A 13,350-nucleotide genomic window follows, 5' to 3' on the forward strand; every position below is an offset into this window, starting at 1 on the left:
CCGCCGTCGACGCGTCCTTTCCTCGACATCGCAAATACGGGAGCGCGTGATGCGCCTTGCCCTCTTGTGCGCGGCGGCCGTGCTGGTCGCGCCGTCCGCGAACGCCAGCCCCCTCACCTATGCCCAGGCCCTGGACGCGGCCGCGCGCTCGGCGCCCAGCCTCAAGGCCTCGGCGCTGAAGATCGACGCGGCCAAGGCCGAGGTCGGCCCGGCCGGCGCCCTGCCCGATCCGACGCTGGCGCTGGGGATCGACAACTTTCCGGTCTCGGGGCCGCTCGCCGGCCGCCTCGGCGCCGACGAGATGACCATGGGCCGCGTCGGCTACGCCCAGGACGTCCCCAATAGCCGCAAGCGCGCCGCCCGGGTCGAACGCGCCGAGGCTGGGGTGGCCACCGCCAGCGCCGAGGCCGTCCTGGAAGCTCGCCAAGTCCGCACGGCCGCCGCCATCGCCTGGATCGAGGCCGACTACGCCCATCGCCGCCTCGCGGCGATCGACGCCATTCTCGCCCAGCTCGAACCGCTATGGTCCGCCGCGCCATCGGCGGTCGCCTCGGGCAAGAGCCGTCCCGCGCAAGCCTTGGCGGTTCAGGCGGCGCGGGCGGCTCTGGAAGATCAGCGAGCCGAGGTCCAGGCCAGCGAGGTTCGCGCCTTGGCTCAGTTGGCCCGCTGGACCGGCGAAGATGATCCATCGACCGCCGGAGCGCCGCCACCAGTCGAAATCGACCCAGCAGTCCTGCGTGCCGGATTGGACCGCCATCCGTCCCTGGCCATCCGCGACGCCGCCGTCGGCGAAGCCCGCGCCGGAACGCGCCTGGCCAAGGCCGAGACTTCGCCCGACTGGGGCTGGGACGTTGCTTATCAGCGACGCGACCCGATGTTCGGCGACATGGTCTCGGCCGGCGTCACAGTCTCCCTGCCCCTCTGGAAACACACGCGTCAGGACCCGATGATCGCCGCCCGCGCCGCCGACCTGGGCCGCGCCGAGGCCCAGCGCGAGGATACGCGACGGACCTTACGCGCCCAGCTCGACTCGGATCTGGCCGATCACGTCATGCACCATGACCAGTGGCTCCGCGCCCGCGACCGGCTCGTCCCCTTGGCCAAGCAGCGGGCCGAGCTGGAGACCGCCGCCTACGGCGCTGGGACAACCGGCCTCTCCGATGTCCTCGACGCCTTCGCGGACTTGGCCAACGCCCAGCTGACCGCCCTCGACCGCGAGGCGGCCGTCGCCGTCGACGCCGCGCGCCTGACCCTCACCTACGGATCCGACCAATGACCTCCGCCCGTTCCCGCACGCCGGTCATCGCGGCCAGCGCCGCCACGCTCGTCCTGGTCGCCGGCGCTGGCGGTTATGGCCTGGCGCGCTTGACCGCCCAGCCCATGGCTGCCGCGCCGACCAACGCCGACGCGCGCAAGCCGCTCTACTGGTACGACCCGATGGTCCCGGGCCAGCACTTCGACAAGCCTGGCAAGTCGCCGTTCATGGACATGCAGTTGCTCCCTAAATACGCCGACGAGAAGGGTGCGGAAGATGGCGCCGTTCGGATCGACGCCGGCGCCGCCCAGAACCTTGGCCTCCGCACGGTCCAGGTGCGCGAGGGCCGCTTGCCCGGCGGTCTTAGCGTTCCCGGGACCGTCGAATTCAATCAGCGCGATGTCGCCGTGGTGCAGGCGCGCGCGGGCGGCTTCGTCCAGAAGGTCAATGCCCGCGCGCCCGGCGACGTGATCGCCGCCGGCGCGCCATTGGCCGACATCCTGGTCCCGGACTGGGGCGGCGCTCAGGCCGAGTACTTGGCGGTGCGCCGATCGGGTGATCCCGCGCTGATCTCGGCCGCGCGTCAACGCCTGAAGCTGCTGGGCATGTCCGAAGGCCTGGTCCAGGCCGTCGAGCGCGATGGTCGCCCCAGAACCATCATCACCATCCCGACGCCGAGTGGCGGCGTCATCACGCGCCTGGACGTCCGCGCTGGCATGACGGTGGCCATGGGCCAGACCCTGGCCGAGATCAACGGCGTGGGCCGTGTGTGGGTGACAGCCGCCGTCCCCGAGGCCCTGGCCGGCAAGCTGCGATCGGGTCAATCGGCGGGCGTCACCTTCACCGCCTGGCCAGGAGAGCGGTTCGATGGCCGCGTTCAGGCGATCTTGCCTCAGGTCCAGGGCGACAGTCGCACGGTCCAGGCCCGCATTGAGCTGGCCAACCCACAGGGCCGCCTACGACCTGGCCTTTTCGCCACCGTCACCTTTGCCGCCGCCGACAAATCAGCCCTGCTCATCCCATCCGAGGCGGTGATCCGCACCGGCCGGCGGGCCGTCGTGATGCTGGCCAGCGGCAATGGCCGCTACCAGGCCGTCGAGGTGCGCACTGGCGAGGAAGCCGGCGGCCAAACCGAGATCCTGGCGGGCTTGAACGCCGGACAGTCCGTCGTCGCGTCGGGCCAGTTCCTGGTCGAACTCCGAGGCCAGCCTTTCCGGTCTCCAGGTTCGCCCCCTGCCCGCGCAACCGGCGATGTCGCCAATGCCCAGCATGGCGATGCCCCCGACGTCCAAAGTCGCTCCGACGTCGCCCCTGCTTCCCAGCGCCGAGGGCCGCATCGAGATGATCGACAAGGACGGTGTGACCATCTCGCACGGCCCGGTCCCAGCCATAGGCTGGCCGGCCATGACCATGACCTTCAGCGCTGACGCCCGCCAACTGCAAGGCCTGAAGGCCGGCGATCAGGTCACCTTCGCCTTCGAGCAGACCGCGCGGGGCGCGACGGTGCGGCGCATCGCCAAGATGGAGACGGCCCGATGATCGCCGCCGTCATCCGCTGGTCGGTCGCCAATCGCTTCTTTGTCTTGCTGGCGGCCCTGATCCTGGTCGTGGCCGGCGGCTTCGCGGTGCGCTCGACCTCGATCGACGCGCTACCCGATCTCTCCGACACCCAGGTGATCATCCGCACGAGCTATCCTGGCCAGGCGCCGCAGCTGGTCGAAAACCAGGTCACCTATCCGCTGGCCAGCACCATGCTGTCGGTCCCCGGGGCTAAGACCGTGCGCGGCTACTCGTTCTTCGGCGACAGCTTCGTCTACGTCATCTTCGACGACGCGACCGACCTCTACTGGGCGCGGTCGCGGGTGCTGGAATATCTCAACCAGGTCCAGTCGCGCCTGCCGGCCAGCGCCAAGCCGTCCCTGGGCCCCGACGCCACCGGCGTAGGCTGGGTGTTCGAATACGCCCTGGTCGACCGGCGCGACGGCCATGACTTGTCGCAGCTGCGCGGCCTGCAGGACTGGTTCCTGCGCTATGAGCTGAAGGGCGTGCCGGGCGTGGCCGAGGTCGCGCCGATCGGCGGCATGGTTCGGCAGTACCAGGTGGTCGTCGATCCGGCCAAGCTGGCCGGCTACGGCGTCACCCACCAGCAGGTCGTTCGAGGCGCTCAAGGCCGCCAACGGCGAGGCCGGCGGCTCGGTGCTGGAACTGGGCGAGGCCGAATATATGGTCCGCGCCGGCGGCTACCTGAAAAGCCTCGAACGACTTCCGCGCCGCTCCCTTGCGCACCGGCGTCGGAGGGACGCCCGTCACCATCGGCGATGTCGCCACCGTCCAGGTCGGCCCCGAGATGCGCCGAGGCGTCGCCGAGCTGAACGGCCAGGGCGAGGTCGCCGGCGGCGTCGTGGTGATCCGCTCCGGCGAGAACGCACGCGCGGTGATCGCCGCCGTGAAGACCAAGCTGGAGACGCTGAAACACAGCCTGCCGCCAGGCGTCGAGGTGGTCACCACCTATGACCGCTCGGGCCTGATCGACCGCGCCGTCCACAACCTCTCGAGCAAGCTGGTCGAGGAATTCCTGGTCGTGGCCTTGGTCTGCGCCCTCTTCCTGGGCCACCTGCGCTCGGCCCTGGTGGCGATCGTCACCCTGCCGCTGGGCGTGCTGGCGGCCTTCCTGGTGATGAAGAGCCAGGGCGTCGACGCCAACATCATGTCGCTGGGCGGCGTGGCCATCGCCATCGGCGCCATGGTCGACGCCGCCGTGGTGATGATCGAGAACGCCCACAAGCACCTCGAACGGTGGGCGCACGCACACCCCGACCAGGACCTGGCTCCGGCCGAACGCTGGCGCATCATCACCGAGGCCGCGGTCGAGGTGGGGCCGGCGCTGTTCTTCAGCCTTCTGATCATCACCCTGTCGTTCATCCCCGTCTTCACCTTGCAGGCCCAGGAAGGACGCCTGTTCCGCCCCTTGGCCCTGACCAAGACCTACGCCATGGCCGGCGCGGCGATCCTGTCGGTGACCCTGGTCCCGGTGCTGATGGGCTGGCTGATCCGGGGCCGCATCCCCAACGAAGCCTCCAACCCGATCAACCGGACCCTGACGGCGCTCTATCGTCCCACGCTCGACGCGGTGCTGGCCAAGCCCCGCCTGACGCTGATCGTGGCCGCCGTCGCCCTGCTGACCACGGCCTGGCCGCTGTCGCGACTGGGCGGCGAGTTCATGCCGGCGATGGACGAGGGCGACCTGCTCTACATGCCTTCGGCCCTGCCCGGTCTTTCCGCGGCCAAGGCCGGCGCCCTGCTCCAGCAGACCGATCGGCTGATCAAGACCGTGCCCGAGGTCGAGAGTGTGTTCGGCAAGGCCGGCCGCGCTGAGAGCGCCACCGATCCCGCGCCGCTGGAAATGTTCGAAACCACTATCCGCCTCAAGCCTCGCAACCAATGGCGGCCGGGCATGACACCCGACAAGCTGGTGGCGGAGCTGGACCGGACCGTCCGCGTCCCAGGCCTGACCAATGTCTGGGTTCCACCGATCCGCAACCGCATCGACATGCTGGCCACGGGGATCAAGAGCCCGATCGGGGTGAAGGTCTCGGGCGCGGATCTCGCCCAACTCGACGACGTGGCTCGGCGGATCGAAACCGTGGCCAAGACCGTGCCGGGTGTCAGCTCCGCCCTGGCCGAGCGCCTGACGGGCGGCCGCTATATCGACGTGACCATCGATCGGACCGCGGCGGCTCGCTACGGCCTCAATATCGCCGACGTCCAGTCGATCGTCTCCAGCGCCATCGGCGGCGAGACCATCGGCGAGACGGTGGAGGGCCTGGCCCGCTATCCAATCAGCGTCCGCTACCCGCGCGAGTTGCGCGATAGCCTGGACGGCCTGCGAACCTTGCCGATGCTGACGCCCAGCGGTCAGCAGATCACGCTGGGAACCGTGGCCGATGTCCGCGTCACCGATGGCCCGCCGATGCTGAAGACCGAGAACGGCCGTCCCACCACCTGGGTCTATGTCGATGTCCGCGACCGCGATCTGACCTCGGTCGTCACCGACCTGCAGAAGGCGGTGGCACGCGAGGTCCGAACGCCGCCCGGCGTCAGCCTCTCCTATTCGGGCCAGTTCGAGTATCTGCAGCGCGCTGCCGACCGCCTGAAGATCGTCGTGCCGGCCACTCTGCTGATCATCTTCGTGCTGCTCTACGCGATCTTCCGCCGCTTCGATGAGGCGGGACTGATCATGGCCACCCTGCCGTTCGCCCTGACCGGCGGAATCTGGACGCTCTACCTGCTCGGCTACCACCAGTCGGTCGCCACCGGCGTTGGGTTCATCGCCCTGGCGGGGGTCGCCGCCGAGTTCGGCGTGGTGATGCTGATCTATCTCAAGCACGCGCTCGACGCGCTGCCTCCGGATCCAACGACGGATCAGGTCGCCCAGGCGGTGCGTGACGGCGCCCTGCTGCGGGTGCGGCCCAAGGCCATGACCGTGGCGGTGATCCTTGCGGGTCTCATGCCCATCCTGCTGGGCCACGGCGCGGGCGCCGAGGTGATGAGCCGCATCGCCGCGCCGATGATTGGCGGCATGCTGAGCGCGCCGCTGCTGTCGATGTTCGTAATCCCGGCCGGCTATCTGCTGCTGCGTCGACGGACAGCGCGACGATAAAGCGCAAAAAGGCACGCGTCGCGGTCTGGCGACGCGTCCCGGATCGACCTAACCGCGGCCGCAGCAGCCCTTGACTGGCGCCGGCCCGCCACCGGCCGCGGCCATCGCGATGGGCACGGGTGTGTAACCGGCCGCGGTGATGGCGGCCGCTACCGGCTCGGGCCTGGCCTCGGTGTCCACGGCGACTTGCTTGGCCGACAGATCGACCTGGACCCGAGCCTTGGGGTCCAGCGCGACCAGGGCCTCGGTGATGGCCTTGGCGCAGTGGCCGCAGCTGATGTCCTCGACGGCGAAACGAAGCATGGAAGTCTCCTTGTGATCGGCTTCGTTGCGGTACATGGGGCTTCCCACCATGGGAAGGTCAAGGGCGCCGTCTCTGGATCGACGATCTTCGACAACGGCTTGACCTTACCATGATGGGAAGGATCATCAGGATCGGGCACCCTTTGCAGGAAAGCCGCCAATGCCCGCTCCGACCTTCGATCCGATCGATATTCCTGTGCTGGGGATGACTTGCGCCAGCTGCGTGCGCCGGGTGGAGACGGCCATCGCCGCCGTTCCCGGCGTCAGCGCGGCCGCCGTCAACCTGGCGACCGAACGCGCCCAGGTCCGGTTCAGCGAGGGCGGTCAGACAAAGGCCGTCGTCGACGCCATCCGCAAGGCCGGATACGAGCCGCTCTCCAGGACAATGGACCTGGTGATCGAGGGCATGACCTGCGCCAGTTGCGTGGGTCGGGTCGAACGCGCGCTCGCCAGTGTTCCGGGTGTGCTCGACGCCACGGTCAATCTGGCCACCGAGCGCGCCAGCGTGACCGTTCTTGAAGGCCTCGAACCCGCCGGGCTGATCGGCGCCATCGCCGCGTCGGGCTATTCGGCCCACATCGCCCCAACCGCCTCGGCCGAGAACGCCGACCGCCAGCAGCAGGCTCGCGAACACGAGATCAAGGGCCTCAAGCGCGACGTGGCGCTGGCCGCGGCCGCCACCTTGCCGCTGTTCATCGTCGAAATGAGCCGCCACTTCGTGCCCGGCGCACATGCCTGGCTGATGACCTATCTGCCCGATGCGATCTGGCGGCCGGCCAGCTTCCTGCTCGCCGCCGCTGTGCTGCTGGGTCCGGGCTTGCGCTTCTATCGCAAGGGCGTTCCGGGCCTGCTGCGCGGTGCGCCCGACATGAACGCCCTGGTCGTGCTGGGGGCCAGCGCCGCATTCTTGTTCTCGGCGGTGGCCACCTTCGCTCCGGCTTGGCTGCCAGCCGGCGCCGACCAGGTCTATTACGAGGCCGCCGCGGTCATCGTCACCCTGGTGCTGGTGGGCCGACTGTTCGAGGCCCAGGCCAAGGGCCGCACCAGCGAAGCGATCAAGCGGCTGATGACCTTGCAGGCCAAGACCGCCCGGGTCGAGCGCCAAGGCGTGATCCTGGACGTCGCCATCGGCGAGGTCCGGGTCGGCGACATCGTCCTGGTCCGGCCCGGCGAGCGCCTGCCCGTCGACGGACAGGTCCTCGACGGCGCCTCGTTTGTCGACGAGTCGATGCTGACGGGCGAGCCGATCCCCGTGGAGAAGAGCGCCGGAGCCAGTGTCACTGGCGGCACGCTCAACAAGAACGGCACCTTGCGGTTCCGCGCCGACAAGGTCGGCGCGGCCACCATGCTGGCCCAGATCGTCCGCATGGTCGAAAGCGCCCAGGGCGCCAAGCTGCCGATCCAGGCCCTGGTCGATCGCATCACCGGCTGGTTCGTGCCGGCGGTGATGGCCGCGGCCTTGCTGACCTTCGTCGCCTGGCTGGTTTTCGGCGCCTCCCCGGCCCTGAGCTTCGCCCTCGTCAACGCCGTGGCTGTGCTGATCATCGCCTGTCCCTGCGCCATGGGCCTGGCCACCCCGACCTCGATCATGGTCGGAACCGGCAAGGCCGCCGAACTGGGCGTGCTGTTCCGGCGCGGCGAGGCCCTGCAAGGATTGGCCGACGTTCAGGTCGTGGCGTTCGACAAGACCGGCACCCTGACCCTGGGTCACCCGGCGCTCACCGACCTGCAGCCCGCGCCTGGCTATCAGGCCGAAACGGTCCTGGCGCTGGCGGCCGCTGTCGAGGCCCAGTCCGAGCACCCCATCGCCCTGGCCGTGATCGATGCGGCCCGCGCCAAGGGCCTGGACATCGACACAGCCGAAGGCTTCGAAGCCGCGGTCGGACACGGCGCCCAAGCCGTTGTTGGCGGCCGGCGGGTCCAGATCGGAGCCGATCGCTTCATGGCCAGCCTGGCCATTGCGGTCGAGGCCTTCGCGCCAGAGGCCGAGCGGTTGGCCGGCGAGGCAAAGACCCCGCTCTATGTCGCCATCGACGGCGTGCTGGCCGGCCTGCTGGCGGTGGCCGACCCGATCCGCCCGACCAGTCTGGCGGCGGTGCGGGCGCTTCAAGCCCAGGGCCTGAAGGTGGCCCTGGTCACCGGCGACAACGCCGTCACCGCCCGAGCCGTGGCCGATCGCCTGGGCCTGGACGAGGTGGTTGCTGAGGTGTTGCCCGATGGCAAGATCGCCGCCGTCGAGGCCTTGAAGGCCCAGTTCGGACGGGTGGCCTTCGTCGGCGACGGGATCAACGACGCGCCCGCCCTGGCCGCGGCCGACATTGGCCTGGCCATGGGCGGCGGCTCGGACATCGCCATCGAGAGCGCCGATGTCGTATTGATGCGCGGCGATCCGCGCGCGGTGGCCACGGCCCGGGCTCTAAGCCGAGCGGTGCTGGCCAACATCCGCCAGAATCTGATCTGGGCGTTCGGCTACAACGCCGTACTCATCCCCGTGGCGGCAGGCGCGCTCTATCCGCTGTTTGGCCTACTGCTTTCGCCTATGGTCGCGGCCGGCGCCATGGCGCTGTCGAGCGTCAGCGTCCTGGCCAACGCGCTGCGCCTGCGCGGCTTCAAGGACGCCGCCAGCCTGGAAGGAACACCCGCATGAACATCGGTCAGGCCGCGCGCGCATCCGGCGTCACCGCCAAGATGATCCGCTACTACGACGAGATCGGCCTGGTGCGGCCGGTCAGTCGGACCGACGCCAACTATCGCGAATATGACGCGCGGGAGGTCAACGAGCTGCGCTTCATCAAGCGGGCGCGCAGCCTGGGCTTTTCAATGGAGGAGATCACCGGGCTTCTCTCGCTCTGGCGCGACCGGGGCCGGCCCAGCCGCGAGGTCAAGGCCATTGCCGACAAGCACGTGGCCGCGCTCGATACGCGGATCGCCGAAATGCAGGCCATGGCCGACACCCTGCGGCACCTGTCCCATTGCTGCGCCGGAGACGACCGGCCCGAGTGTCCGATCCTGGCGGATTTGACCGGCGGAAGCGAGCCGACATCGGCGCGTCCCAAGCAGGCCGCCCACGGCCGCAGGCGTGGGCGCGACTAGGTCTTGTCGAGCAAGGACAGGGTGCTCTTTTCCATCGCGTCCAGGTTCTCCAGGACGTTGAGATTGGCCTCGTAGGCCCGCATCGCCTGCTTCATGTCCAGCCCCTCGGCCAGACCGTTGACATTGGGGGTCAGGACATAGCCGGCCGCATCCGCCGCCGGATGGCCAGGCTCATAAGCCTTGGGAAAGGGCGACGGATCTGGCCGCACGCGGCTCATCTCCACGCCCTGTCCCTCGCCGAGGTCCTTGACCTCGAAGACCGGGATCTGGCGGCGATAGGGCTCCGCGCCTGGCGTCGATCCCGTCGAATTGGCGTTGGCCATGTTCTCGGCGATCACCCGCATGCGGCCCTGCTGGGCGCGCAAGGCCGAGGCGGCGATCGCCGCCCCGCCCCCATCTCCATGGCCGATCTTGCTCATCGTCACCTCCTGGCGGTGGAAAGACGCGCGCCGCCCAGGCCGGCGGCGGCCGGAACCAGCGGCCAGACGTCGAAAGGTCTGACGCTCATGGCGCGAGATCGGGTTCGGCCGCATGGTCCATGGCGCTGTAGCGCACTTCCAAGCGCGCCACGGCCGCGTCCGAGACACCCTTGAGCAGGACATCATAGCGAGCCGGCTGGGCGTCTTTGCCGGGCGGCAGCAGACCGCTCCAATGGGTGACGGCCCTGGCCAGGATCGCGCCACCGCCGTCGAAAGCGGTGACATCCAGATGCGCCGTCAGCGGCGGCGCGGCGGCATGGATGCTGCTGGTGACCTTGCCCAGCACCCAAAGCCCCTTGGGCGTCGGCAAGGTCGTGGTCGTCAGGATGGTGACGGGCGGCGCGTCGACGCGATCGATGTGCGCCGGTTCCTGGGCCGCGGCCAAAACCGGCATGAGCTGAGCCAGGGTCGTGCTGGCCATCAGCACCGCCGCCGCGCCGAAGAGCCAGGCGTTGGGCGACAGACCGGTCCCGCGCGCCGTTGAGCGCCGATCGGGGCGCCGTGAACGCCAAGCCATGCTTAAATCGCCTCCCAGAACGAATGGGCCTTCGACTCTGTGTACGCGAGCCAAGGCGTTACCCCTCGCCCGTCACCTCCGCCGAAGGATCAGGCCAAATCGGCGGCCTGCTCGCGAAGGAGGTTGTGGATGGCGGTTGCGGCGATCGCCGCCTCGCCGACGGCGACGCTGATCTGGTTGAGCCCTCGCACCACGTCGCCGGCCGCGTAGAGACCTGGGCGAGAGGTCTTCTGATGCCCGTCGACGATCGCGCAGCCGCCCGCATCCAGCGCCAGATCAAGCGACGCCAGAAGCCGTGTCTGAGGCTCCACGCCCAGCGCGCCGTAGATGGCGTCGAAGGGCGCCAGCTCGCGCCCGTGGGCGTCGCTCGCCCGGACCACACCACCGGCGAAGCGCACGGATCCTGGCTGCGTCGCCTCGAGCGCCACGCCGGCTTGGCGCAAGTCGGCCGCCATCGTCGCGGAGAGTTCGCGCCCGTCGCTGAGCAGGGTGACCGAGGCGCTGTAGGCGCGCAGGAAGAGCGCTTCGCGGGCGGCATGGTCGCCATCGCCGATCACCGCAACCCTCTTGTTGATCGCCTCGAAGCCGTCGCAGATCGGGCAGAACCGCAGGACCCCTTGCTGCACAGCCGCCTGGGCGTCGAGCAGTTGGGGCCAGCGGTCGCGCACCCCGGTGGCGACCAGCACGGTGCGCGCCCGCACCACCTGCCCCTTGAAGATGACCCGCCAGTCGCGCGCCTGAGCCTCCAGCGCCAGCACCTCCCCGCCCCACTCGGGCTTGCCGTAGGGCAGCATCTGGCGTTGCAGGCGCCGCAGGAGGTCCAGGCCGCCGATCCCCTCGGGAAAGCCCGGGTAGTTGTGACTGCGCGGGATCATCGCCACGCGGCTGCCGCCGCGTTCGGCGATCAGCACGGTGCGTCGAAACCGGAGCAAATAGAGCGCGGCGACCAGGCCCGCGGGGCCAGCTCCGATGATCACGCAGTCGACGGGGTCGGACATCGGGCAGCATCCGGGTCAGAGGTCAGGATCGGGCGGCCCGGCGCGAGCGCAGCGTCCGCGCTGGATATACGCAGCCGCCGCCTGGCGCCCTCGCGCCTGGCCCCGGGCACAACGCGGGCGCACAGAATGGGTCTGGCGCCGCTGGGTCCAAAGCGCTTTGCTGGCCAAGCGCCGCCACGCCGATTCAAGGCGGCCAGGAGGGGCCTTAAGTGTCGGATGCTTTGATGCGGGAGCTGTTGGGCCGCTGGCGGGACGATCCACGCGGCGCCTATCGCGGCTGGTTTCTGTGGGAAGACCGGCTGAAGAACTTCAGGTCGATCCGGCGCGGCGTCCAGCAGGTCGCCGCCGAGATCGAGACCAACCGGTTTGGCGTGACCTATCGCGGCTCATCGCTGGAGACCGTCGTCCACTCGATCGCCGAGCAGCGGCAGGTGTTCAAAGGCGCCGACCACGCCTTTCTGTGGAAGCCCAAGCTGCGCATCCCCGACATCTATGAGAACCCCGACAACCAGCGGGCCTTTGGCCGCCTGCTGGACGCCTGCGTCTGCTGCGACACCGAAGAGCACGTTCTGGCCGAGATCCATCGCATCGACGCGCTGAAGATCAAGGGCCTGGGACCGGCGGTCGCCAACATCCTCTATTTCCTGCACCCGACCATCGCCCCGCCGTTCAACACCGCCATTGTCCGGGGCTACAACGCCCTGACCGGGGCCAATGTGAAGCTGGGGCGCTGGGACCAGTACCTGGCCATGCGCCAAGGCCTGATCGCCTTCAACCAGCGCCATCGCGACCTGCTATCCAACGACCTGGGCGCGGTCGCCGCTTTCTGCTTCGATCTGGGCATGGGCCTCTATGCGCCGCCGCCGCGCGCCGACGACGAAGCAGCCCGCCAGGCCTTCGTCGCCGACCTGGCCAAGGTCCGCTCGCAAGCCGCCACCTCGACGCCGGCCGAAGCCGACGACCGGACCCATACCCAGATCCAGGGCTGGTTGCGCGATCTGGGGCTGGCGCTGGGCTATCAGGTCTGGATCGCTCAGAACGATCGCGGCCGCGCCTATGGGACGGGCCGGCTGGGCGACCAATGCCTGCCAAGGCTTCCGGCCGAGCTTGAGGGCCGCCCCGGCGCCGAGGCGGTGCGCCTGATCGACGTGCTATGGCTGGACGCGGCCGGCGCTATCGTCGCCCCCTTCGAGGTCGAGCACACCACGTCGATCTATTCGGGTATCGTGCGGATGCTGGACCTAGCCCTAGGCGGAGAGACCAGCGGCCTGCACAGCCTGTTCCTGGTCGCGCCCGACAAGCGTGAGACCGATGTCCGCGCCCAGATCGCCCGGCCCGCCTTCAGCCGCATCGCCGATCTCAGCGTCCGCTACCTGCCCTACAGCGCCCTGGAGAAGCATCGCGACGCCATCGGCCAGTTCGGCGCGGGGATCGCCGCCCTGGAGAAGGTGTCCCACCGCCTCACCTGATCGGCGCCGACCGGTCGAGGGCCAGATCCTTGCCTAGCAGCTTGCGCGCCCGATAGACTCGGGTCTCGATCGTCTTGACCGAGACCTTCAGGACGTCGGCGGCCTCCTGCTGGCTCATGCCTTCGAAGGCCGTCAGCAGCAGCGCCGCCTTCAGCGCCGAGGGCAGCCTGGCGATGGCGCGGCCCAGGCGCGCGGCCGCCTCGTCCTGCAGCACGCCGGTTTCGGCGCTGGCGGCCGGATCGGGGGTCGCCAGCGCCTCTGCGTCGTCCAGGCCGCGCGCGCCGAACACCAGCCTGCGCACCATCATGCGCCGTCCGCGGTCGCGAGCCTTGTTGATGGCGATGGTGCGCAGCCAGGCGCCGAACGAGCGGTCGGGATCGTAGCGCTTCAGCGCGCCCCAGGCGGCGATGAAGGCCTCATGCACCGCCTCATAAGCCTCATCGGCGTCGTCGGTGTAACGGCGCAGCAGACGATAGAGCCGCTCCTTGTGGCGGCGCACCAGGACGGCGAAGGCCTGATCGTCGCCAGCCGCCGCCCGTTCGGCGAGTGCGTTGTCGGACGCTTGGCTGTCCACGG

The 13,350-nt window shown here is 69.5% G+C and carries 9 protein-coding genes and 2 pseudogenes; 6 read left to right on the forward strand and 5 right to left on the reverse strand.

Going from position 1 to position 13,350, the window contains the following annotated elements; genetic code table 11:
* Positions 1-49: 49 nt before the first annotated feature.
* The 3 genes and pseudogenes from ACHMW8_RS21675 to ACHMW8_RS21685 all read left to right on the forward strand — a co-directional run bounded on the left by ACHMW8_RS21675 (position 50) and on the right by ACHMW8_RS21685 (position 5,915).
* Positions 50-1,276 carry a TolC family protein gene (locus ACHMW8_RS21675; protein WP_062099976.1) on the forward strand — a complete coding sequence of 409 codons (1,227 nt, stop codon included), beginning with the start codon at positions 50-52 and terminating at the stop codon, positions 1,274-1,276.
* Positions 1,273-2,794 (forward strand): annotated as a pseudogene (locus ACHMW8_RS21680) (efflux RND transporter periplasmic adaptor subunit). Before ACHMW8_RS21675 ends, ACHMW8_RS21680 begins: the two are co-directional and overlap by 4 nt.
* Positions 2,791-5,915 (forward strand): annotated as a pseudogene (locus ACHMW8_RS21685) (efflux RND transporter permease subunit). The pseudogenes ACHMW8_RS21680 and ACHMW8_RS21685 overlap by 4 nt, the downstream one beginning before the upstream one ends.
* Positions 5,916-5,963: 48 nt before the next feature.
* Here the strand turns inward: ACHMW8_RS21685 and ACHMW8_RS21690 are convergent.
* The gene (locus ACHMW8_RS21690; protein WP_062100005.1) at positions 5,964-6,218 is read right to left on the reverse strand and encodes a heavy-metal-associated domain-containing protein; all 255 of its coding nucleotides are present in this window, start codon (positions 6,216-6,218) and stop codon (positions 5,964-5,966) included.
* Between the two features lie 160 nt (positions 6,219-6,378).
* Between ACHMW8_RS21690 and ACHMW8_RS21695 the strand changes: the two genes are divergently transcribed.
* Together ACHMW8_RS21695 and cueR are read left to right on the forward strand one after the other, a co-directional pair.
* Positions 6,379-8,865 (forward strand): heavy metal translocating P-type ATPase, encoded by a 2,487-nt coding sequence (locus ACHMW8_RS21695; RefSeq protein ID WP_062099979.1) that lies wholly within the window; start codon positions 6,379-6,381, stop codon positions 8,863-8,865.
* Entirely contained in the window at positions 8,862-9,311 is a 450-nt protein-coding gene (gene cueR, locus ACHMW8_RS21700) for a Cu(I)-responsive transcriptional regulator (RefSeq protein ID WP_062099980.1), read from the forward strand. The genes ACHMW8_RS21695 and cueR overlap by 4 nt, the downstream gene beginning before the upstream one ends.
* Here the strand turns inward: cueR and flgC are convergent.
* From flgC to ACHMW8_RS21715, 3 genes are all read right to left on the reverse strand, one after another.
* Positions 9,308-9,730 (reverse strand): flagellar basal body rod protein FlgC, encoded by a 423-nt coding sequence (flgC, locus tag ACHMW8_RS21705; RefSeq protein WP_062099981.1) that lies wholly within the window; start codon positions 9,728-9,730, stop codon positions 9,308-9,310. The two genes, cueR and flgC, sit on opposite strands and share 4 nt — an antisense overlap.
* A gap of 85 nt (positions 9,731-9,815) precedes the next feature.
* Positions 9,816-10,307 (reverse strand): hypothetical protein, encoded by a 492-nt coding sequence (locus tag ACHMW8_RS21710; protein WP_062099982.1) that lies wholly within the window; start codon positions 10,305-10,307, stop codon positions 9,816-9,818.
* 89 nt (positions 10,308-10,396) lie between these two features.
* Complete coding sequence (locus ACHMW8_RS21715; protein ID WP_062099983.1) at positions 10,397-11,305, reverse strand: NAD(P)/FAD-dependent oxidoreductase; 909 nt, start codon at positions 11,303-11,305, stop codon at positions 10,397-10,399.
* 224 nt (positions 11,306-11,529) lie between these two features.
* Between ACHMW8_RS21715 and ACHMW8_RS21720 the strand changes: the two genes are divergently transcribed.
* Entirely contained in the window at positions 11,530-12,774 is a 1,245-nt protein-coding gene (locus ACHMW8_RS21720; RefSeq protein WP_231737600.1) for a type II restriction endonuclease, read from the forward strand.
* Here ACHMW8_RS21720 and ACHMW8_RS21725 read toward each other — a convergent pair.
* Positions 12,767-13,348 (reverse strand): sigma-70 family RNA polymerase sigma factor, encoded by a 582-nt coding sequence (locus ACHMW8_RS21725; RefSeq protein WP_337441947.1) that lies wholly within the window; start codon positions 13,346-13,348, stop codon positions 12,767-12,769. The genes ACHMW8_RS21720 and ACHMW8_RS21725 overlap by 8 nt on opposite strands.
* Positions 13,349-13,350 lie beyond the last annotated feature (2 nt).

The sequence above is a fragment of the Caulobacter sp. UC70_42 genome (genome assembly GCF_044056025.1).
In the GTDB taxonomy this organism is placed as follows: domain Bacteria; phylum Pseudomonadota; class Alphaproteobacteria; order Caulobacterales; family Caulobacteraceae; genus Caulobacter.